13 protein-coding genes and 1 tRNA gene are annotated in these 22,195 nt (G+C 58.3%); 3 read left to right on the top strand and 11 right to left on the bottom strand.

The annotated features are described in order from the left end of the window. Positions 1 to 27: 27 nt before the first annotated feature. The 4 genes from QVP03_RS07065 to def form a co-directional block, all read right to left on the bottom strand. Positions 28 to 1,686, bottom strand: a complete 1,659-nt coding sequence (locus QVP03_RS07065; protein WP_022332817.1) for a DUF1735 domain-containing protein — start codon at positions 1,684 to 1,686, stop codon at positions 28 to 30. Positions 1,687 to 1,732: 46 nt separating this feature from the next. Next, positions 1,733 to 3,580, bottom strand: a complete 1,848-nt coding sequence (locus tag QVP03_RS07060) for a RagB/SusD family nutrient uptake outer membrane protein (RefSeq protein WP_022332816.1) — start codon at positions 3,578 to 3,580, stop codon at positions 1,733 to 1,735. Between the two features lie 13 nt (positions 3,581 to 3,593). Then, on the bottom strand, positions 3,594 to 6,713 hold the full coding sequence (locus tag QVP03_RS07055; protein ID WP_022332815.1) for a SusC/RagA family TonB-linked outer membrane protein: 3,120 nt from the start codon (positions 6,711 to 6,713) through the stop codon (positions 3,594 to 3,596). A gap of 632 nt (positions 6,714 to 7,345) precedes the next feature. After that, positions 7,346 to 7,933 (bottom strand): peptide deformylase, encoded by a 588-nt coding sequence (gene def / locus QVP03_RS07050; RefSeq protein ID WP_022332814.1) that lies wholly within the window; start codon positions 7,931 to 7,933, stop codon positions 7,346 to 7,348. A 117-nt stretch (positions 7,934 to 8,050) separates the two neighbouring features. Between def and QVP03_RS07045 the strand changes: the two genes are divergently transcribed. Continuing rightward, the gene (locus QVP03_RS07045; RefSeq protein WP_256166050.1) at positions 8,051 to 8,788 is read left to right on the top strand and encodes a GNAT family N-acetyltransferase; all 738 of its coding nucleotides are present in this window, start codon (positions 8,051 to 8,053) and stop codon (positions 8,786 to 8,788) included. A 42-nt stretch (positions 8,789 to 8,830) separates the two neighbouring features. Here QVP03_RS07045 and QVP03_RS07040 read toward each other — a convergent pair whose 3' ends face one another. Continuing rightward, positions 8,831 to 9,067, bottom strand: a complete 237-nt coding sequence (locus tag QVP03_RS07040; RefSeq protein WP_130065668.1) for a helix-turn-helix domain-containing protein — start codon at positions 9,065 to 9,067, stop codon at positions 8,831 to 8,833. A gap of 386 nt (positions 9,068 to 9,453) precedes the next feature. Next, the gene (locus QVP03_RS07035) at positions 9,454 to 10,494 is read right to left on the bottom strand and encodes a nucleoid-associated protein (RefSeq protein ID WP_022332811.1); all 1,041 of its coding nucleotides are present in this window, start codon (positions 10,492 to 10,494) and stop codon (positions 9,454 to 9,456) included. Between the two features lie 147 nt (positions 10,495 to 10,641). Between QVP03_RS07035 and QVP03_RS07030 the strand changes: the two genes are divergently transcribed. Continuing rightward, on the top strand, positions 10,642 to 11,631 hold the full coding sequence (locus QVP03_RS07030) for an NAD(P)H-dependent flavin oxidoreductase (RefSeq protein ID WP_022332810.1): 990 nt from the start codon (positions 10,642 to 10,644) through the stop codon (positions 11,629 to 11,631). A 338-nt stretch (positions 11,632 to 11,969) separates the two neighbouring features. Further along, positions 11,970 to 12,042 (top strand) — tRNA-Phe (locus QVP03_RS07025). Positions 12,043 to 12,223: 181 nt separating this feature from the next. Here QVP03_RS07025 and QVP03_RS07020 read toward each other — a convergent pair. The 5 genes from QVP03_RS07020 to QVP03_RS07000 form a co-directional block, all read right to left on the bottom strand. Beyond that, positions 12,224 to 12,697, bottom strand: a complete 474-nt coding sequence (locus QVP03_RS07020) for a lipocalin family protein (protein ID WP_022332809.1) — start codon at positions 12,695 to 12,697, stop codon at positions 12,224 to 12,226. Positions 12,698 to 12,711: 14 nt separating this feature from the next. Continuing rightward, positions 12,712 to 14,778, bottom strand: coding sequence for a S8 family serine peptidase (locus QVP03_RS07015; RefSeq protein WP_022332808.1), 2,067 nt, complete (start codon positions 14,776 to 14,778; stop codon positions 12,712 to 12,714). Positions 14,779 to 14,859: 81 nt separating this feature from the next. After that, positions 14,860 to 17,295: a hypothetical protein gene (locus tag QVP03_RS07010; protein WP_022332807.1), complete on the bottom strand. Its 2,436-nt coding sequence runs from the start codon at positions 17,293 to 17,295 to the stop codon at positions 14,860 to 14,862. Between the two features lie 28 nt (positions 17,296 to 17,323). Beyond that, entirely contained in the window at positions 17,324 to 18,991 is a 1,668-nt protein-coding gene (locus QVP03_RS07005; protein WP_022332806.1) for a RagB/SusD family nutrient uptake outer membrane protein, read from the bottom strand. A gap of 29 nt (positions 18,992 to 19,020) precedes the next feature. Continuing rightward, entirely contained in the window at positions 19,021 to 22,185 is a 3,165-nt protein-coding gene (locus QVP03_RS07000) for a SusC/RagA family TonB-linked outer membrane protein (protein ID WP_410511605.1), read from the bottom strand. Positions 22,186 to 22,195: the final 10 nt, after the last annotated feature.

Below are 22,195 nucleotides of genomic sequence, written 5' to 3'. Positions count from 1 at the left end.
CCCCCGGCCATCGGCCCTGCCAGACCGTCAAAGGTCTGCACGGTTGGACAGCAGCACTTCGATACCGAATCCGCCCGTCGCACCGTACGCACCGTCCATAACCCGGAGGTTGAAATAAATATCCCCCGTGTCAGTGTCCAGATAACTGCCGGAATCGACAATCTGGTCATAACCGTCAGCTCTTTCGTTGGGACGATCCGAGAAATCGACGAGTACCCGCCGGTTGGGATGTCCTGCGACCGTTTCGTCCGAAATATTGAAGTAAATCAGGCCGCCTGTCCACGTCTGGTTGTAATTGATGATGTACTTCTGCTTCTTCGCATTCCGCGACTCGGCATAGCCGTCCTGTCCTGCGATGAAAATAGCCGGTTTCAAAACGCGGTTGCTTTTTTCTTCGCCCCAGACTTCCTTGTCGTAGGTGCCCTTGAGCGTCTTGTTCACCTCGATGTAGAATGTCGACGGGCCGGTTACGATCGTGCCGTCCACCAGTTCGCTGCTCTTGAGGGTCAACGGAACCATGTATTTATCGGCGCCGTCGTAATCCAATTCCGACAGATCGAGCTCGAACGAGAGTTCGCCGTATTGGCTGCCGGCCTGAATTTCAGTCGGGGTAACGACCACCTTGGCGGCATCCAGCGTCTTGAATGCAGTCCCGTGCTCCGTGTTGTAGGTTTCGACCTTCTCCGGTTCGAATACGAAGTCGACAGGCTGGCCGACAGTCATCGGGGAGTTCATCTGCACCCTGATTTTTCCCTTGCCCGACGTTTTTGCGAGGTCGGCGGCGTTCGTTACCCATATTTTGAGTTCGGACATCTGAATCAAGACATAAACCGGCTCCCGCTGGACGACCGAATAGTCGTCGGAATGCATTTCGAGCGGCAGCAGGTAGGTGCCCTCACCGCCGATTGCAGCGCAATCGAATTCGATGCGGCTCTCGATTTCCAGCGTTTCCGTATCGAAATCCGATTCCTTGATTTTATAATACTGCTCGGGCAACAGCTGGTAAGAGGTGCCGTGCTCCTCGTTATAGGCATCGACTTTCGATGCATTGACCCGATAGCCGATTTTCGCCACCTCCAGCGTGTTGAAATTGGCCGTGGCGTTCAGCGTAATTTCCTGCGGCAGCGGAATGGTCGGAATGAACTCCAGCTGCGGCATCTGTTCGGGCATCTCCACCTGCACAATCGGCTCGACGATGTTCAAACGCAACAGCGCCTGCATCATCGAACCGCCGTCCTCGACGGGCGTGGAGGCATTGGAGATACGGATGGGGAGCAGCATGTTGTTGGCCGCAGCCATGCCTTTGGCCGCAATCAGGGCTTTGGGATGTATCCGCACGGAAATATCGACGGACTTGACCGTACTTGCAAGTTGCGCATTCTTCGGAATGTCGTAGAACTGTGCTTCCAGCAGTTTATAGTCGGTGTTGTACAATTCGTTGTATTCGGCGAGCAGCGTTTCGTCCACCACGATATCCAATTCCAGTTCTTTCGACAGACCGGCAGTTCTCGAAACATTGATGACGGTTTCGTAGTCGTCATAGATGGATATGGTATTGACCGTGTACAGCCCGTTCTGTTCGAAAACCGGGTCGGGCAGAATATTTATGTCCGAATACTCCACGTCGCAGCCGGTGAAAGGCAGCGCCAGGGCCGCGAGCGCCAGTATCTTAAAAAACTGTTTCATAGCGAATTTTCCATTTTTAAGTTTAACATGTGTCCGGCTGCGGCCATCAATAGTAGGGCGCCTGCACCAGCTGCGTATTGAGCATGATCTCCGAAGACTTGATGGGCAGGAAGTAGTGCTGGATGTCGAAGCGCTTGTTGGCCACCTTGGTCAGGGTGAAGAACGCCGGGTCGGTGGCACCCGTACCGCGCGACATGTCCAGTCCGTATTCGTCGTGGTTGAACTCGCCGTCGGGGCCATGGGCCGTGAACCAGCGGCGCACGTCGAAATAGCGGTTGCACTCCCACGCCAGCTCGATCTTGCGCTCGTGGCGGATCATCCCGCGCATCTCGTCCTGCGAATAGGTGCCCTCATAGGCCGGGATGCCGGCACGGGTGCGGATTTCGTTGAGGTAATAGAGCGCTTCGTCCTGCCGGGAGGTGCCGTAGTACTCGTTCAGGGCCTCGGCATAATTGAGGTAGACCTCACCCAGGCGGATGATGGGGAAAGGCACGTTGAGCATACGCGTCGCCTCGCTGGTCTGCTTGTTGCTGCGGTAATCCAGCGGGAGGTTCTTGCGCACGGAGAATCCCGAGGTGTTCTTGTCGCCCGGGGTGCTGCCGTTGCCGCTCAGCCCCGAGTACCAGAAATCGACCACGCCGTAGCCGTCGGCATCCTGGTAGCTGTCGGTCTTGTTCTCGTAGGCGTACGACAGGCGCTGGTTGGGGAAGTGAACCGAGGCATAGAACCGCGGCTCGCGGTCGACGAACATCCAGAACGTATTGGCGATGGTGCCGTTGCCGGCTTCGGCCGAGAACTTCTTGGAGGCGAACCACTCTTCGAGCGGGCGGCTCGGGCTGCCGTCGGCCATGAAGAAATCGTTGATCATGCCGATGGCCAGCGAATAGCGGCCGTTCCAGCCGTACCAGCGCGCCGGCAGGGCGCACATGCCGTACCACTGCACCGAGTTGGGGTGCCCCCAGATGATCTCGGTATTCTTGCCGGCGCCCCAGGTGGTCGTCACGGCGCGGAGGTTATCCACGATCTCATCGAACGTAGCGTCAGCGGCCGGTTTGAGCAACTGGTATTCGGTCATGTCGATGACCGTCTTGGCGGCATCGGCGGCATCCTTCCACAGCTCCTTGTCATAGGTCTGGGGCATGAGCACTGTGCCGTCGTGATTCGTCCAGTTCTTGTAGGCCGAATTGCCGTTGAAGAGCGGGCTGGCGACCATCAGCAGCATGCGCGACTGGATGGCCCGGGCGGCACCGATGGTGGGGAGCCCCAGCGTGAATTTCTCGTCGCGGGCGGCGGGCATGCCGTTTTCACAGGCCCAGTCGATCTCGCCGTTGATCCAGCGGACGCATTCGCCGAGCGTGTTGCGCGCCTGCGAAGCCCCGATCTGGTCGGCCGAACGGCTGGTCTCTACGATGGGGATCGGGCCGTAGAGGCGCAGCAGCAGGTAGTGGTAATAGGCACGCATGAAGCGGGCTTCGGCACGCATCGTGCGGCGGTCGATCTCGCCCAGTTCGGCGCACTTGTCCACGTTTTCAAGGAACAGGTTGCAATGGCGGATGGCCTGGTAGTAACGCACGAAGAAATAGAGGTTGTAGCCCGTATAGCCGTAGTAGTTGTCGGGGCTCATCTTCCCCTCGGCGATATTGCGCACGTGCGATTCGAGAATGTAGGCCGATTCGTCGGTGCACCAGAAATAGGGAATCTGGCCGCTGTAATGCATCTCCTGCACCATGAAATCGTCGCTGTAAATGCGGTTGTACCACTTGGTGGTCTCGATCTTGGACGAGAAGATCTTGTCCATCGAGTTCAGGTCTTCGGGATCCTGATCCAGATAGTTGGCGCAGCCGGTAAACAAAAGGAGCGACGCGAGCATTAAATATACGATATTCTTTTTCATTCTTTAGGCTGTATTAGAAGGTTAAATTCACACCGACGAAAACCTGGCGCTGCATGGGATAGGCATCGGCACCCGTCTCGGGATCCCAGTAGTCGGAGATAAATTTGCTGACCGTAAACAGGTTCACACCCGTGGCATAGATGCGCAGCGAGCTGCACCGGAGCTTGCTGGCCCAGGCCGAGGGCAGCGTATAGCCGATCTCGACATTCTTCAGGCGCAGGTAGCCGCTGTCGCGCTGCCACCAGGTCGAAGTCTTGTAGTTGTTGGCATCGGCGCCGTAGGAGAGGCGGGGCGAGAAGGCGTGCGGATCGGGGTTGTCCACCGTCCAGCGATCCTTGAACATGGTCATCACGTTACCCATGAACTTCGGGCCGCGGTCTGCCTGGAACGGGTAGAAATACCAGCCGCCGCTCAGGTAGGAGGAACGGTTGGTTCCGCCCTGGAAGAGGAACGAGAAGTCGAAGCCCTTGTAGTTGAGCGACGCACCGAAACCGTAGACGATCTCCGGCATCGCGGGGTTGCCGATCCACGTCATGTCGGCCTCGGTGATCTTGCCGTCGTCGTTGAGGTCTTCGTAGCGGATGTCGCCGGCACGCAGCTGCTGCTTGTCCAGGCCGAACTGCGTATAGTAGTCGGGCATGTTGTCCAGCTCCTCCTGCGAGAAGAGGTGCATGGCACGGTAGCCCATGGTCAGTCCGTAACGCACGCCGCGCTGATCCTGCCACGGATAGGCATAGTACTTGCCGTCGTCGATCACCTTGTTGCGGGCAAAGGTGAAGTTTCCGCGGACGGAGACGGTGAGGTCTTTGCTGAAACGCTTGACGTATTCGGCCGAAACCTCGAAGCCGCGGTTCTCCATCAGACCCATGTTGGCGTAGTTGGTATAATCCTTGGGAAGCCCCGAAATCTCCGAGAACTGGGGTGCGAGGAAGATGTTTTCACGCCGCTCGTAGAAGAAGTCAGCATTGATTTTCAACTCGTTGAAAAACCCGGTTTCGATACCGACGTTGTATTTGGTCGACACCTCCCACGTCACGTCCTGATTGGCCATGCGACCTTCGCCGATACCGCCGGCTCCTTGGTCGAAGTTGACGCCGAGGTTGCCGTAACCGTTGGCGCCGCTGTTGATCGTAGCCAGGTAGATGAAACGCGTACTGGGAATCTGGTCGTTGCCGACCTGCCCGACCGACGCACGGATCTTGAACCACGTCAGCACCTCGCTGTTGCGCAGGAAGCTCTCCTCGGAGGCCACCCAGCCGATAGCCACGGCGGGGAATACGCCCATGCGCTTGCCCTTGGCGAAGTTCTCCGAACCGTTGAAACCGATGTTGGCCTCGATCAGGTAACGCTTGTCGTAGGCATAGGTAAGACGGCCGGCAAGGCCGAGCGAACGGTTGGGCAGCGACTTGAGGTAATCGCTCGTGGCCTCCTGCAACCGGTAATCCTTGGCGAAGCCGAGCAGCAGGCCGCCGACCTCGTGCTTTTCGCCGAACGTCCGGCTGTAATTGATCGCCGCCTCGACATACTGCGTACGGGAACCGTTGCCGGACTGTTTGTAATTCAGGTACTCCTGTTTCTGGTCGGCCTGCCACTCGGTGCGGATCAGTTCGCCGTCCTGATCGCGTCCCGTGGCCTCAAAGAAGTTGATGTTGCGCGCACGCTCCTCCACCGAATAATTCACGGCGTCGTAGGCGTAGCTCACCTTGGCCGAAAGACCCGGGGTGATGAACGAGAAATCCTGATTGATCGTCAGGTTGGCGCGAAGCGTATTGCCGGTGGTCTTCTTCCAACCGCGCTGCGTGAGCATGTTATAGGGGTTGTTCAGGCCGTCGCGGCCGGCCAGCTCGCCGTCCTTGAAGCGGACGGGGAAAGCGTTCGGCGCCGCGTTGATGATGTCGCGGTAGATGGCTGCAGACCCCTCGACGGGCTCCATGTTCTCGGTCACGTTGCCCTGCACGCCGAGGTTCACCACCGTGGTCTTGGTGATGTCCATGTCGACGTTGGAGCGGAAGTTATAGCGCTTGTAGTTGACATTCTCGCCGTAACGGCCGATCTTGTCGCTCACCCATGAATATTCGCCGGGTTTGACAGCATACTGCCCCTCTTGGTTGTAGAAGGAGAGGGCCGTGAAGTAGCGGGCGAACTTGCCGCCGCCCGAGATGTTGGCGCTCACCTTCTCGGAAAGAGACACCTTTTTCATAAGGAGCTTCTGCCAGTCGACATCGGGATAGACCTCGGGGTCGGTCTGCATGCGCATGGCCTTGATCTCGTCGGCGCCGTATTTCAGTGCCGCCGAGGCATTCACGGCATCCACCGCCTCGTTGAACATTTCGGAGCGGGTAGCGGCGTCGACGAACGACAGGCGTTTGCTGGCGAACGAGAAGCCCTGCTCGTAACGCAGGTCGATCCGGGCCGGGCCGTCGAAACCGCGGCGCGTGTTGACAAGGATAACGCCGTTGGCACCGCGTACGCCGTATACGGCCGTGGCGCTGGCGTCTTTCAGGACGCTGAACGACTCGATCTCCAGCGGGTCGACATCGTTGAGCGGACGCTCGATGCCGTCGACCAGGATCAGCGGATCGGGGCTGCCCGTAAAGGTGGCGATACCGCGGATCCAGAACTGGGCGTCGTCTTTGCCCGGCTCGCCCGAGGTTTGCAGTGCGACGACGCCCGCCAGGTTACCGGCCAGCGTCTGGCTCAGCGACCGCACGGGGACACGCAGTTCCTCGGGCCGGATCGTGGAGATGGCCCCCACGACCGATTCGCGTTTCTGGGTACCGTAGCCCACGGAGACAATTTCGACGCTCTCCATGCCGATGGCCTCGGGCTTGAGCGTGATCGTCACCGACCCGGCGCCTTTGGACGACACCTGTTGCGCCTCGTAACCGACATACGACACGACGAGCGTGACGTTGCGGTCGGTATTCTTCAGGTTGAAGGTACCGTCGACATTGGTCGCCGTGGCGATCGTGGTACCTTTGACCATGACCGTCGCACCGATGACCGGCGCACCGGTCTCATCGAGCACACGTCCGGAGATGCCGGTGGTCTGCGCCCACAGCAACGACGCAGAGAACACGGCTGTCACAAGTAATAGTGCTTTCCGGGAAAAACGGTTAGTAGAAAAACTCATACACACTAATTTTAAGGTTAAAAAATAGGTTTGGTTGGTATCCCGGGGGACGCCCCGCAGAAGGGCTGTCCCGCTAATAGCGAATTTAGGACGGGGTATCGGGATAAAAGTCCGCAGGACACAACCAGGGGTCTGGAGCTACGATTTTTGCCTATTATGTACGATTTTATCCCGGAATTTTTTGCAGGATACGCACGGAGCATCGTAAAAAAAGGTGCGGAAGGCATCCCGTCCGGGCGGCGGGAGGGACAAAAAAGCCGCACCACGGAAAACGGTGCGAAACCGGCTGCCGGAAATTCCCGGCAGGGCAGCGAAAAACGGGCGGAGCGGAAGAAGCGTTCCGCTCCGCCCGCTGCGGTATTATTCGTCCCCGACGGTCAGGCGGCCAACGGAGCGGCCATCGCTACCCCATCGGCGTGTCCTGCGGGCGACAGCCGGGAAAAGATTGCACGGCTGCCGGGAACTATACAGGGATAACAGAAGAGCGAGTGTGTGGAGGAAGAGGGCAACCGAAGGTTCCCGGAAACAGCCGGGAATAACCGGAGCGCAAGCGAGGAGTACCGGAAGCGAACGGGGATAACAGGGGACAGACGAGGGCTACCGGAATAGACCGGGCAACAACCGGGCAGGGACTACCGCGGCAGCAGCCTGTCGATGAACAGCACGCCGTCCAGATGGTCGACCTCGTGCTGGAAAATGACGGCCGTGAACCCTTCGACCGTATCGGCGGCCATGCGCAGGGACTCCTCGTCCAGGTACCGGACGACGATCCTCTCCGAACGCAGGACACTGCCCGAGACACCGGGGATGGAAAGGCACCCTTCGGAACCCGGAAGCCGGGTCTGGGAATACCAGACGATTTCGGGGTTGACATAGAAGCAGAACGGCTCACCGGGTTTGTCGAAACGCTGCACGGCGATCAGCCTGCGTGACACCCCGACCTGGGGCGCGGCGATCCCCACGCCCCGGTCGGTCGTGTCGCACACCGTAGCCAGCATCCCCTCCTTGAGCATCCGGAAATGGGCGGACTGCAACTCCTCGCGCCCCAGCGGGACAGCCTTGCGGCGCAGGAACAGCGAATCGCCGGGGTCGGCGACCGTCCACAGGCGCATGATGTGCCCCTGCTGCGAGGCGATCACGCCGCATTCGGCATCGGTAAAGCCCCGCAGGGCACTGCATGAGGCCGCAAGGCACAGGCACACGATAAGCAGATTCTTCATGGAAGGTATGTTATGGCAGATCAAAGGTAGCGAAAAATGCAGTACGGCGGAAATTCCGCCGCACCGATATTCTACCGTGCAGTAGCGTATCACGGCATTTTATCCTATATTTGCCGTATGAACGAAAAATTACTGTTCCGGCGCGCCCGCCCCGCCGACACGGAGCGCATCATGGAGATCATCCGGCAGGCGCAGGCGCAGATGCGGGCACTGGGAAGCCTGCAATGGCAGGACGGCTACCCGGCAACGGCCGATATCGGACACGATATCGCCTGCGGCTACGGATGGGTCTTCGAGAAACCGGAGGCGGGAAAGAGCACGGATGCACGGGGAACCGACGGCACGGGGGCTGCGGGGTTCCGGGCTGTAACGGCTGCCGCGGGGAAAACAACGGGCACGGAGGCGGCCGGCAAAACAGGAGTATCCGGCGCTGACGAAACGGCAGCGGCGGCGGAAGAGGCGGAAAAAGCGGGAGAAGCGGGAGGACGAGGAGAAACAGAGCCTGCAAAAGCGGCCGCGGCACAGGGCAACGTCATCGCCTACGGGGCCGTGGTTTTCGACGGGGAACCCGCTTACGACGCCATCGAAGGGGCATGGCTCACCGACGGAGAGTATGTCGTACTGCACCGCATGGCGGTGGCCGACGGTGAGAAAGGCCGCGGGGTGGCGACGGAGTTTATGCGGCGCGTCGAAGCGATGGCGCACGGGCGCGGCACGGGCAGTATGCGCGTCGACACCAATTTCGACAACCGTTACATGCTGCGCATGCTCGGACGGCTGGGGTTCGTCTATTGCGGCAAGGTACGCTACCGGAGCGGCGAACGGCTGGCATTCGAGAAACCCCTCGGGACATGAGGGCATAAAACGAGGGAACCGGCCATACGGCCGGTTCCCTCTTCAGGATGAGTGCGTCACTATACCCTGTAACAACTCCCCGGGAGAAATATCATAATAATCACATAGGTCAGCCAAGGTCGACAGCGTGATATCGGTATATCCGGCTTCGATCCGGCCGACATTCAGTCCGGTATCGAAACGCACGACTTCCTGAGTCAGGTTTAGCCTCCGTCTGGCCTTGGCCAGCCTGTCTGCAACCTGCCCGACAAAAAAGTCATTTTGCCGCTGCCTTTTCATAGTGCAAATTACCGCATTTATACCCTGATTTATAACTACAAATAAGTAGTTGACAGGATGATACCGTTTCCACTGAAGTCCTGTGACGGATAATCCGCCGATTTCAGCCCGAATGCACCACAATCGCACCGTTTCGGAATATCCCGTAACCGATGCCCCGGCCTTCACCAGGTTAAAATGTACCAAAAAATCAAGCCGTGCAAGATAACGCAGCAACCTATCGTACCTTTCGGAATCCCCACTTCCTATACAAATATACACAATAAGCGACTATTTGATCCCGGCGACGGGAATTCAAAATCCGGTTATTCGGCACAACGCAAAAAAAGCGGGCTGCGTCGTGCAACCCGCCTTGCCGGTGCGGCAATCCCGCCCGGGAAGGAATGTTATTGCTCCTCCTGGTAATAGACCTTGTAAAATTTGCCCTTCTCGTCCTCGCCCTGCTCCAGCAGATTGCGGTTGCCGTGGACATAGATATGGAAATTGCGGTCGAGCTTGATGACGCTCTTATAGGCGCGCGCCTGTTTCCTGACGGCGGAATCGGAAATGGCGAACTCATCCTCGATACGGATCTCGCGCTCCTGCTCGTACTCCTGTTTGTAGCGAGAGAAGCTCTCCATGACCTCGGGCTGGCGGATCACCTTTTCGGAAAAGTCGTCGAGCGAAAAACAGTCCTGCTCCCGGAAGTATTTCATCGTCTCGTTGAGCATCTCGGCCTGGTCGGCCTTCGACACGTCGAACTCCGAGGGAAGGTGCCCGGTCACGTATTTCTTGCACATGGCCAGGACGTTGTGCGTGTTGTGGTAGTTGTCCTGCCGCGGGCGGACATGCAGGAAATCGTCGATCCAGTAACGCGCTTCCGCCCGGTTGGTGTTGTCCACGACGCAGACGGCGAAGCCTTCTTCGCGCTCGGTATCGAACACGAGGCACCCTTTGTCCAGTTTGTCGACGTTGATTCCCTGGCAGGAGGAGATATGCAGCTGCCCGTCCTGCTCCCCGACATCAAGGAACGTATCGCGGGTCTCGGACTTGAAAAGCCCGACGGCATCGACCGCCTCGCCCCCGAAACGGCAGCCGGTGAAATAGACGACGTAAAATTCGCCGCCCTTGATCTGCGGGTGTGTGCCCGTCTCGTAAAGGTGCCGGGCAAGGCCCACGGAGTTGTCGTAGAACGTCTCCCGGTCGTCGAACACCTTGCAGACGAAATTATAGACCTCGTTGCAAGCCAGGTCGGTTTCGTGGTGGAGGTTGTAGTACTCCTCGGATTTGAAACCTCCGGCGAAATAGGCGGTCAGGGTCTGCATCAGGCCGGTGTCGCCGACCTGGCCGGACAATGCGGGGGCGACGAGCAGGGGCTCGTCCTTGGCCTTGTTCCCGACGATATGCACGGCCAGCGCCGCGATCCGGGTATCTTCCGTATATAACATGGCTGTGAACGGTTATTCGTAAAACGCGGGACAAAGGTGGCAAAATTTTCAGCCCCGGCCAAGGAATACGGCCGTTATTTCCCGTGGCAGGCCGTTTGCACTCCCGATAATTTGCCTATTTTTGCAGGACGACAAATACCTGAAACCATGGAAAACAGAATCACTTCGCTGTTCGGCATACGCTACCCCATCGTCGCGGGCGGCATGATCTGGTGCAGCGGCTGGCGGCTGGCCGCAGCCGTAAGCGAAGCAGGCGGACTGGGGCTGATCGGCTCCGGCTCGATGACGCCCGACCTGCTGCGCGAGCATATCCGCAAATGCCGCGCGGCGACCTGTAAACCGTTCGGCGTGAACGTCCCGCTGATGTACCGCTACGCAGAAGAGATCATGGGCGTCATCATGGAGGAACGCGTACCCGCAGTGTTTACCTCGGCGGGCAGCCCGAAAACATGGACGGCCCGCCTGCACGAAGCGGGATGCAAGGTGGCGCACGTGATTTCGAGCACAAAGTTCGCCCTGAAAAGCCAGCAGGCAGGGGTCGATGCCGTGGTAGCAGAGGGCTTCGAGGCCGGCGGCCACAACGGACGCGAGGAGACCACGACGATGGTGCTCGTACCCCGGGTGCGGCAGGCCGTGGCGATACCGCTGATCGCCGCAGGCGGCATCGCCACCGGGCGCGGTATGCTGGCGGCGTTCGCGCTGGGAGCCGAGGGCATCCAGATGGGAACGCGGTTCGCGCTTTCGGAGGAGAGTTCCGCCAGCGACGCATTCAAGAAACTCTGTATCGGACTGCAGGAGGGCGACACGATGCTCGCGCTGAAGAAACTCAGTCCGACACGCCTGATCCGCAACGACTTTTTCCGTGCGGTCGAGGAGGCGGAGAACAGGGGTGCGACGGCCGAAGAGTTACAGCAGCTGCTTGGACGCGGACGCTCGAAACGGGGCATCTTCGAAGGCGACCTGACGGACGGCGAACTGGAAATCGGGCAGGCAGCCTCGCTGATCCGCGAGCTGCCGACGGCGGGACAAATCGTCCGCGAAACCATTGCGGAATACGAGGCCGGGCTGCAGGGACTTGTAAGGCAAGCCGGGCAGGGAGCAGCCCTTGCGGCCGATGAGCAAGGGTACGCCCGGTAATCCGGTGGGTTCCCGCCGGACCGGGTTTCAGAACCGGCATCCAGACTCCGAATGCCCCGTAAGTGAGGTCGAATGAAAATGGTTTATTATCGGTCCAGCCCTCCGGAATCGGGGCAGCCAAGGATGGAAATGGCAAGTCCCGGCAATATTTTCAATCAGACCCTGTCCGACAAGACTCGGCAGGCAGGAGTACAGGACATTTGTATGTGCCCAGGATCAGCCTGGAAGTGTAATAATGCGCAAAAATTCGGAGAATATTTTGCACGTTTGGAAATTTTGTTTACCTTTGCACCACGATAATACGGGAAAGAAGTGCTTCCGACCGCAATTATCGGGATGGTGCCATAGCTCAGTTGGTAGAGCAAAGGACTGAAAATCCTTGTGTCCCCGGTTCGATTCCTGGTGGTACCACAAAAGAAACAGAAACCCTTGATTCCGTTTGGAATCAAGGGTTTCTGTTTCTCCCAGGGCAAAACAAGCGATGTTTCGGTGCCTATTTTCAAGTAAAACCCGCACAAGTCCGCAACATGGGAAATGCCTTCTGCGAATTGCAGAAGGCATTTCCAGAAAGTTTTACAGAAAAACCGGGTCGTCAGAACAGCAGCGGGCCGGCGGCGCGGGAAGAGGCCTTCATGACCGTGGCTCCGCCCTTGACCGACACGGGTATCGAAGCGCGCGTATAGACGCTCACTTCGCCCACCGAAGGATCGCTCACCAGCGTGAGCGTATTGCCCGACTCATCGAACGACACTTCGTAAGAGCTGCCCCAGGGCGTATTGTCGCTGTATTTACCCGAAAGCATCTTGTTGCCGATCAGGTAGGAACCCGTGTATTTCTGGTATCCGACCTGCTCGATCTGCTGGTAGATTTCGAAGGTCTTATCCGAAGCGAACGACACGTAAGCATCGAATACGCCGGGGGCTGCCCCGTTCCACGAAACGAGGTGCCATTCGCCCACGAGCTGCTTGGCCAGCGGCGAAGCGTCGTCGCCTTTCGACGAAGAGCCGCAGCCGGCGAACATGCACAAACCGAGCACGGCGAATAAGGTATAAAGAGTTTTTCTCATGATCTTATCGTTTATTATAACCAACCTCCGTTCGCATTTTCCGTCGCGCGGGCGATGACGGCGAATTCCTTGGTGATCTCCTGACCGCCCATCGAACTGCCGCCGCCCACACTCCCGCCGCCGGCAATAGCCGTGACGGAGATCTTGGCGACACCGGGTTTGGTGCAGTGGATCATCAGTTTGCCGTAGGAGATCGAAGGAGCCTCGGTGATGCCGAGCTTATCCATATTCTCCCGCGTCATCTCGACCCGCAGATAGGTCAGGTTCGAAGCCGAGCCGCCGAAATATTTGGTCAGGGCCACGAGCTGCTTGGTGCCGACCTTGGCCCGCAGGCAGGGTGTCCCTTCGACCTGCATGAGCAGCTGGTACGCGTCGATCGACCCGGTACCCATCTTCTTGCGGTAGTCGGCCAGTACAAGGCCGGTTTTCGAACCATCGAGATAGGTTTCCATATCATTCACCGAGGTGAGGATCATGGTCTTGAATTCGTCGAGCGTGAATTTCTTTCCCTTTTCCAGCGCATAGGAGAGCCCGAGCGCCGCGACGCCCGAAACGTGCGGGCAGGCCATCGACGTACCCTGCATGAAGCCGTAATCGGCACCGTTGTATTCCGACAACTCGGAAGGAACCGTCGACAGGACTTCGGCGTAGGTCTTGGCCGCATCGGCACTGATCTTATAGTCGCCGCCGGGAGCCGAGATATTGCAGCCCGGGCCGTAATTGGTGTAATAGGCCGGCAGGTAATCGGGCGAGAAGGAGGTCACGGAGATATAATCGTGGTAAGCCCCCGGGTAGCCCGACATGGCAGTAGCATCGTTGCCGGCGGCAAAGATGACCACGCCGCCGTCGACGGCATCGCAGTTCTGAGATTCGATGAAATACTTGATGGCATTGTACTGCACGCCCGAGCCGCGTTCATAGGCGCTGTCCGAAGTATAGGTTCCGGCCTTGCTTCCGAACGAACACTGGATGATCACAGCTCCGTTGTCAGCGGCATACTTGATGGCTTCGGCGGAAGTGGTGATAGCCCCCGAGGTGGCGTCGTTGCCCGAGAATATCTGGCACGACATGAGTTTCACCCCGTCGTTGCGCCCCGTGCCGCCAGCCACGCCGCAAACGCCGACGCCGTTGTTATTGACGGCGGCCACCGTACCGGCCACATGTGTCCCGTGCCCCGAATCGCCTTTGTTCTCGCCGCCGACCCAGACCTCGCGATCCCAGGAGACGGCACCGCGCGTGACGAAGTTATACCCGTAAATATCGTCGATATAGCCGTTCCCGTCGTCGTCGGCACCCGTAGCCCCGTTTTTCTCCTGCGTATTGATCCACATGTTCGCCGCAAGGTCGGGATGCGTATATTTCACGCCCTGATCCACGATGGCAACCACCACGCCGGGGTTACCGGCCGTGATCGCCCAGGCATCCTGGGCGTTGATGTCGGCCCCGGCGCGGGACGTCGAGGCAACGGTCTTGTCGCCGTTGTTGTTGTAGTGCCACTGGCGGGAAAGCTGCGGATCGTTGAACCGCCCCGCGGCTGCGGCGCGGGTGGCAGCCATATCGGCAGCCGTCAGCGGTCGGCGCGGCCCTACCGAGGTCACATAAAGCTTCGTGTTGAACTCGACATTCCGGACTTCGGCCACGGCGGCCAGTTTCAGGGCGGCGGCTTCGAGGTCGGCCTGCTCGTCGAAAGTCACGACATACCACTTGTGCAGGCCTGCGGCACGCGTACGCTCCTCATGGCGGGGTGTGTAGGGGAACACACGGCGCAGGGAGGTGATTTCAAGCCCCTGCAACACTTCGTCGACCGGGGCAATGCCCGAACGGGTCAGTACGGCAGCGTCCCCGGCATCGCCGCGCGTTGCGGCGAAGGAAGCCGCCGTAGCCTCGATGGTCGGCACGGCAGCATCGTCGAAACAAACGATCAGCGACCCCTGCTTGGCATCGTAAGGCGTGTTGATCAGCTTCGCGGCGGCTGCGGTATTCGCAGAAGAATTCCCGCCGTCGGCACCATCCATCGCCGGATCGGCGGTACACGCCGCCAGCAACAGCACGGCGAAAAGTAGAATTTTTTTATCAGCCATAGTCTATCGGTTTTTAGAGGGCGGAGCCGACCCCTCAGAGCCGGCTCCTCCCGATAATTATTCCAACATTGCCGGAATCGGTTACTTCAAGGATACCTTCTTGCCGATCATCACGATCGCCCCCGGAGCCTGGGGCATACTGCCCTCGCTGAAGGTCGCGACCGCATCGGCCACGCCCAGGTCGGGCTGCATACCGTAACCGCCGAATGTTGCACGGTTGACAGGTTTGCCGGTCTGCTCGCTCCAAAGTACCTGAATCAATTCGGGCCCGCGCAGTTCGACGAAATTGTTGGCCGGCCGTACCTCAAGCTCCCGGGCAACAGCCGCGGCAGTTACCGCATTGGGATCGTTTGCGGGATTTATCAGCATCAGGTAGTCGAACTGTACCAGATCGGCAGCCAAATTCGTGAATTTGCCCGTGGCTGGATCATAATTGCCGAAACCACCCCAATAGATACCTTTGAAGGTGTAGCCCTGCGTCACATAATTCGGGTTCGGAACGAATGCAAGGATTCCGTCATCGACATAGCCTGCATAGAGACAACCCTGGCTGCCATTTATTCCCGTGGGATTCTCTTCGTAGGTGAACATGTTGCCGACATGATAGGTCTTGAACATACCGATGTGGCAGGTCGGCATCGGGCTGACCAGTCCGTTGTACTTTGCCAGGAACGTGTCGTCTTTCGTATCCAGATTCGAAGCAAGGTAGGACGAAAGTCCCTTGACTTTGACGTAATTAGGATCGTCAGCATTCTCACTGAACGTGACCTTGCCGAGGTATTGGCGGTTGGTGGCATCATTTTCGTCGAATGCATCCACGGCATAGTAATTCCACGTCGTATTGAAGAGATCGTCTTTGCTCACCTCACCCTTGACGTCGTCGAATTTATACTTCTGCTGCATGGGGTCTTCCTTACCGGCGGTAGTCTGCTCGACGGCATAGACCTTGGAGAAATACCCGTTGAAAGCCGACACCAGGAGCGTATAGCTCGTACCGCTGTTCAGGCCGACGAGGAACGGAACCAAAGACTCTTTGCCGTTGATCTTCGCGAGCTCTTCTTCCGTGAACGCATCGCCCGAGGATTTGGCAACCTGTCCCAACTGTGCCGTGCTCAGGCCTGCCAGGTCGGAAGTCTTGAACAAACCCCAATAACCCGACTGGATATTCTGTCCGAACAGGATCGCCTTGATCGAATTCTCGGGGGTATAGCCCAACGCCTCTTTTTCCCAGGAAAGTTCGGTTCTTACCGAAAGGATAACCGCATTCTGGGACTCCTCACCCGACTTGACGTACCCGAACGAGAGGAACGAACGCCCTACCAGTTCGCCGGCCGTGTTGTACATATTGCCGACGACCGAATAAACGCCCGTATCGTCGAACGAAGCGGAAACCGTGCCGGAAGCCGTGATTTCGGTGGAAGGGGTCTCACCCGATTCGATCTCGCCCGAACGGACGTCGGCCAACGCGTCGCTCATCGAGCCGTTGAAGAACGCGTATTTCACCTTGGCCACGTCCGCACCGAACTTGAAGCCGACCTTGACCACACCGGCCGCAGGCTCGGTGTTCGTCAGTGCGAGCGTATAGTCGTATGCCTTGGCACCCGGAAGCATGATCCGTTGCAGACCGCTGCCGTTGGCGCCGTACCACCCGCCGGAGACCGTGAAGTTCACCATGATGCCGGTGGCCGGGAAGGTAATGATACCGTCCTTGAGCGTACCGTAGAGGCTGGCCGACTCGCTCACGGAGGAGAAGTTGGCATTGACCTTCGAAGCAATTTCGATCTCGCCGTCACCTCCGAGCGTCACGCCCGTCGTCTGGTAAGGGATCCACACGGCATCGGGGTTGGTGGCGTCGATAATGATATTGGGTTCGGTGCAAGCCTGTGCGGTTCCGTTAAAGAGGGCCCGGATCAAATCCTGCGTAAAGGGATTCATGCGGTAGTAACCGGGTTTGTCGGCCCGCTCGTAAATCTCCACGTCGACCTCGGCGTTGGGGTTGGCGGTATTGAACAGCGTCGAAATGATGTCGTCGCGCCACTTGCCCTTGGTCTCGCCGCCTTTGCCCGTCAGTTTGTTCCACTTCACGCGGGTCACGCTGAAGGCGAAGCCCGTGGCTTTTTCACCATAGACGGAGGCGTACTTCTTGTCCTCGATATTGACCTCGCATTTATAGGTGGTACCGATTTCGGCCTGCGGGAACTGAATGCTGAAGGTCGTCTCCTCCTGCCCGTCGGCAAATTCGATCTGCGAGGGAACGAAGATTCCCTCCTCACTCGACGTTACGGCCACGGGAACTACGATCGCACCCTCGCTCTTCAGGCGGCGTACGGTGAACGTCATCTCGGTCGGAGCCGCGGGGTCGAGTTCCTTGGAACCTATATTCTCCTGCGTAGGGAAATAGACGCTGTAACAATCGGGATCTTCGGGTTCCCCGGGGTTGAAGTTCTCGTCGTCGTTACACCCCACGAAGAGGAACGCCGCCAGGAACACATATAATAAACTCTTGAGTGTTTTCATATTTTGTCGATGTTATCCGGTTCAAAACTTATTTAACTACGCATCCGTCGGTCAAACCAGCTCCGCTGCCGTTAACAGGGAACGTACCCTCGTTGTTGTTATCCTTGACAGGGTCGATAGCCGCATTGGCGTTGGTCTCCCCGGTGGGGATACGCATCAGCAGGATACCGTCCGTCGCCGCGATGTTGAACGCCCAGGCATCGGGGAAGTCCGACTTGCCGTCCGTCGTGCACCGCACGAGGTTCTTCTTCAGACGCATGATGTCGGTATAGGCATGGCCCTCGCCCCACAACTCGACGCGGCGCTGCCACCAGATCTCGCTCTGGAAAGCCTCGGGAGTCGTGGCGGCGCACGAATACGAAGGATCGCGGTAGGTCTTGACCCAATTCTCGAGCAGGGACTTGCCGCCGCCGAGGTTGCCGCCCATGGCCATGGCCTCGGCCTGGATGAGAAGCATCTCCTCGGCACGCATGATACACCAGTCACCCGCGTTGATGTCCGTACCGCACTTATTTTCATAAGGCGCGAACTTCACGTTGGTATAGGGCTGGAAGGCACGCTTGACATTGGGAATCGCCAGCGAGCTGATGGCCGAGCCGGTCACGCCGTCCCAGTCCATGTGGTCGAGCAGCGGCGATTCGAGGCTGGCGTTGATCCACCATCCCTTGCGCACGTCCGTATCGGGGATCATGTTGTAAAGCAGCGAATTGATACGCTTATACAAACCCTGGCTGGTGGTATAACCGCGGGCAAAGGAGCAGAGGTGTCCGCCCCAGGTGATATTGCGGTAGTTGGCGGGGGTGTCGGCAGCCTTGTAGATGCCGGCCCAGATCCACGACGGGGAGTTGGCACTGTTGAAACCGGGAGCCGACACGTCGTCCTTGGAGAGGAACGTGTAGCCGCTCAGGGCAGCTTCGGCATCGGTGGCAGCTTCGCCCCAGTTGTTCATCACCAGGTTCACGCGGGCACGCATTCCGTAAGCCACGTTCCGGTCGGCGGCGGCCTTGCTCGTGCGCTGGAAACCCTCGAGGTCGGCGATGGCCTGCGTCAGATCGTCGTAGATCAGCTTGTAGATCTCGGCATTGGTGGCACGGGGGTTCGCACCGGCACGCTCGGCCGGCATGTCCCACGTCACGATGGGTACCGTCGGTTTGTCCTCGTTGCCCTTGTAGGTGAACTGGAAACGCTGCGCCAGCGTGAAGTTGGCGAACGCACGCGCCACCAGAGCCTGGCCGCGATAGTGGATAAGCGTCTGGTTTTCGGTATCCGCAGGGATCGTAGCCAGGATGTCGTTGGCCTGCTTGTTCAGCTTGTAGCAGAAATTCCAGGTGAACATGGGCACGGCATAGTTGGCGTTGCGATCCGAATACTCGAACGCAACCGAAAACCACTCGTAGTCGCTGTTGTCCGATACCATGTCGGCACCGTTGCCGTCGGTGGCGATACATACGGCAGGATAGCTGAAGTCGTTGTGGAAAGGCGTGGCGCTACCTCCGGCCCAGTTGGGCAGGAGCTTCGTGAAGATCGAAGACAGGGTGTTGATATCCGCCTGCAGACGTTCGGGGTTGTCCTCCACGACCTCCTTTTTCTGATCCTCGGTCACAATACCGCTCTCGGGGAACGTATCGAGGTCGGAGCAGGAGACCATAACCGCCGTCCCCAGGGCAAATACCCATATTTTATTGATTGCTTTCATATACACGTTGTTATTTGATTGTGCCAAAATTAGAACGTCAGGTTAATACCGCCCGAAATGGTACGCAGGGCCGAATAGGAGGTGTTGTCCGCAGTACCCGTACCGCCGAATACGATGCGGGGGTCGAGACCTTCGCGGGCGGAGAAGACGGCGAGGTTGTCACCCGAGAAATAGATGCGGATGCTGCCCAGGCCGATCTTGTTCGACCACTTCTTGGGAAGGGTATAGCCTACCGTCACATTGTTGACCGAAAGGTAGTCGGAGCTTACGAGGAAGCGCGACGAATATTTCTGGTTCGAATCGTCGGACGAGTTCAGGCGCGGGACATTCGTGTTGGGGTTCTCGGGCGTCCAGGCCTTGAGGGCATCCTTGTGGAAGTTCATACCCAGGTTATCGCCGTAGTGCATCGATTCGTGGTAGGTGTTGTCGTAGAGTTTGCCACCGAGCTGGTAAGCGAACTGTGCCGAGATATCCACGCCGTAGAAGCTCAGCGAAGTGGCGAAGCCGCCGCTCACCTTGGCCAGCGTGCTGCCCTGGCGGGCCTGGCGGGCGTTGTCGTAAACATCCGTGGTCGAATAATCGCCGTTGTCGGGGTCTACGTACCAGAGCGACTTACCGGTGTTGGGATCGACACCCGCATAGGTCTTCAGGTAGGAGTCGTACATCGAGCCGCCCACCTCGCGGATCGCCATCGAGTAAACCAGTCCCGTCTCGGGCACGTCGCCGTCGAGCGAGAGGATCTTGTTCTTGTAGTGCGTCATATTGAGATCCAGATCCCACGAGAAATTCTTATAGCGCAGCAACCCGGCGGACAGCTGGATCTCGACACCGGCGTTGCGCATCGAACCCACGTTGATAGGCTGCCGCGAGTAACCCAGCGAAGGAGGTACGGGTTTGTAGTAGAGCATGTCCGAGGTCTTGCGCGAGAAATACTCGACGCTACCGCTCAGGCGGTCGTCCCAAAGGCCGAACTCGACACCCACGTTGAGCGAGTGCGAGGACTCCCACGTAATGTTCTTATTACCCTTGTAGTTGAGCGTCAACGAGAAATCGCCGTCGACACGGCCTACCGAATACTGATCCTGGTAGGGATAGTAGTTGCTGTAACCGCTGGGATCGAGCAGGTCGTCGTTACCCTGGATACCATACGAAGCCTTCAGTTTCAGCATGTTGAGCCACTTCACATCCTTCAGGAAGTTCTCCTTGGTCAGCAGCCATGCACCACCCACGGAACCGAAGTTACCCCAGCGGTGGTCGGGATGGAAGCGCGACGAAGCATCGCGGCGGTAGGATGCCGAGAAGAAATACTTGCCGTCGTAGTCGTACTGCACACGCGAGAGAATACCCATTGTAAAATAGGTATCGGTGTAGGACGAAACCTGCGGGGTCTCATAGATCGTGTTGTCCAGCTCCCCTACATTGGGATTGTAAAGGTCGGTGTTGCTGCCCGAGAGGTACTGCATCTTCAGCGAATAGTTCTCGAAGCCGACCAGCACGTCGAAGTTGTGCTTCTGGGCGAACGTTCTCTTGTACGAAGCCAGGTACTGCTGGTTGACGCCGAACGTACGCGACTGCGCAACGGAGACCGAACCTTTGCCGATATAGGAACCGTAGTAGGAGTTATAAAGGTGGTTCGCACGGCGGTTGATGGCGCTGGCACTGATGTTGGCCGTGACGTTCAGCCCCTCGACGGGCGTCACGGTCGCAAACCAGTTGCCGTTGATCGCATCAGTATAGGTGCGGTGGCGATCCAGGTCGATCGAGATCATGGGGTTGGCACCGCCCGAGAACGAGCGTATCTGGTTGGTATTCACACCCGAGTCGTAGATCTTATTGCCGTGTTCGTCGTACATGATCTTCTTATCGGCATCGCGCACATACATCGGGTAGATCGGGGCAATCATGTTGGCCAGGTAGAACAGGTTGCCCGACGAACCCCAGTCGGTCTGCCCCGTAGGGGAGTTGGTAATAGCGTGCGAGAAACCGATATTGCCACCGACCTTCAGCCACTTCTTGGCCTGGTAATCGGCCTTCATACGGGTCGAATAACGGGTGAAGCCCGAATTCTTGATGATGCCCGAATCGTCGAGGTAACCGGCCGAGAGGTAGTAGTTGAGGCGTTCCGAAGCACCCGCGATGGAGACGTTGTACTCCTGGCGCAGGTTGCCGCTGCCGAACAGCTCGTCGTACCAATCGTCGGGGGTGTAGTAATACTGCCCGTCGGAGTAGCCCAGTTTAGCGTTGGGATTGAGTTTGCCGTTGGCACCGATCAGCGTCTGGCCTTCGGGAAGCGTGTAGACGTTGTAACCCGTACCGCCGTTCGTCGAGTCGAACAGGGCGGAGTTGGCAAACGCGCGCGAATCCGCCGCCGAGCTCCCGGCATAGAACTTACTGTTGTACAAAGCTTTGTAGCCCAGTTCGTAATACAGTCCCGGATCGGAAATCACGTCGTAATTGGGCACACCGCGGGAGTTGGTACCCCACTTGGCGTCGAAGGTCACGGTCGCATCCTGCGACTTGCCGCGCTTGGTGGTGACCAGCACGACGCCGTTGGCACCGCGGGCACCGTAGATGGCCGACGCGGCGGCATCCTTCAGCACCGTGATCGACTCGATATCGGCACTGTTCAGGAACGAGAGCGACCCGTCGTAAGGGGCCCCGTCCACGATATAGAGCGGAGCACTGCTCGCCGACATGGAGCCGATACCGCGGATACGGATCTTGGCACTCTCACCCGGCTGTCCGTTCGACGAAACAGCCTGCACACCGGCCACGGCACCCGCCAGGGCGTTCGAAATGTTGGATACCTGGCGCTTGCCGATATCCTCGGCCTTCATCACGGAAGCAGAACCCGTAAAGGCCTCTTTTTTGGCCGTACCGTATGCTACCACGATCACGTCGTCGATCGCCTGCGTATCCTCCTTCATCACGACGTTCACACGGGTTTTTCCGGCGACAGCAATACGCTGGGGCTCATAGCCGATGAAGGTCACCAGCAGAACACCCTCCCTGGGAACAGAAATCGAGTAAGCGCCGTCAGCACTCGTCGTCGTTCCGACCGTCGTTCCGTCCACCATGACTGTGGCACCTGCTACCGGAGCACCGGCAGCGTCGGTAACTGTACCGGAAACCTGCTGGTTCTGGGCCATTGCAACGGCGCAAATCCCCAAAACAGCAATTAACGATAGTACAATTTTTCTTACC

Origin of the sequence: Alistipes sp. CAG:29 (assembly GCF_000435435.1) — a bacterium.
Lineage (GTDB): Bacteria > Bacteroidota > Bacteroidia > Bacteroidales > Rikenellaceae > Alistipes > Alistipes onderdonkii.
Note: the sequence above shows the minus strand (reverse complement) of the source record. Positions and strands in the feature narration are given on the sequence as shown.

What these genes read in the sequence shown, in the direction of transcription:
- QVP03_RS07065 (WP_022332817.1), bottom strand. Translation starts at nt 1,686, where the DNA reads ATGAAACAGTTTTTTAAGATACTGGCGCTCGCGGCCCTGGCGCTGCCT.
- QVP03_RS07060 (WP_022332816.1), bottom strand. Translation starts at nt 3,580, where the DNA reads ATGAAAAAGAATATCGTATATTTAATGCTCGCGTCGCTCCTTTTGTTT.
- QVP03_RS07055 (WP_022332815.1), bottom strand. Translation starts at nt 6,713, where the DNA reads ATGAGTTTTTCTACTAACCGTTTTTCCCGGAAAGCACTATTACTTGTG.
- def (WP_022332814.1), bottom strand. Translation starts at nt 7,933, where the DNA reads ATGAAGAATCTGCTTATCGTGTGCCTGTGCCTTGCGGCCTCATGCAGT.
- QVP03_RS07045 (WP_256166050.1), top strand. Translation starts at nt 8,051, where the DNA reads ATGAACGAAAAATTACTGTTCCGGCGCGCCCGCCCCGCCGACACGGAG.
- QVP03_RS07040 (WP_130065668.1), bottom strand. Translation starts at nt 9,067, where the DNA reads ATGAAAAGGCAGCGGCAAAATGACTTTTTTGTCGGGCAGGTTGCAGAC.
- QVP03_RS07035 (WP_022332811.1), bottom strand. Translation starts at nt 10,494, where the DNA reads ATGTTATATACGGAAGATACCCGGATCGCGGCGCTGGCCGTGCATATC.
- QVP03_RS07030 (WP_022332810.1), top strand. Translation starts at nt 10,642, where the DNA reads ATGGAAAACAGAATCACTTCGCTGTTCGGCATACGCTACCCCATCGTC.
- QVP03_RS07020 (WP_022332809.1), bottom strand. Translation starts at nt 12,697, where the DNA reads ATGAGAAAAACTCTTTATACCTTATTCGCCGTGCTCGGTTTGTGCATG.
- QVP03_RS07015 (WP_022332808.1), bottom strand. Translation starts at nt 14,778, where the DNA reads ATGGCTGATAAAAAAATTCTACTTTTCGCCGTGCTGTTGCTGGCGGCG.
- QVP03_RS07010 (WP_022332807.1), bottom strand. Translation starts at nt 17,295, where the DNA reads ATGAAAACACTCAAGAGTTTATTATATGTGTTCCTGGCGGCGTTCCTC.
- QVP03_RS07005 (WP_022332806.1), bottom strand. Translation starts at nt 18,991, where the DNA reads ATGAAAGCAATCAATAAAATATGGGTATTTGCCCTGGGGACGGCGGTT.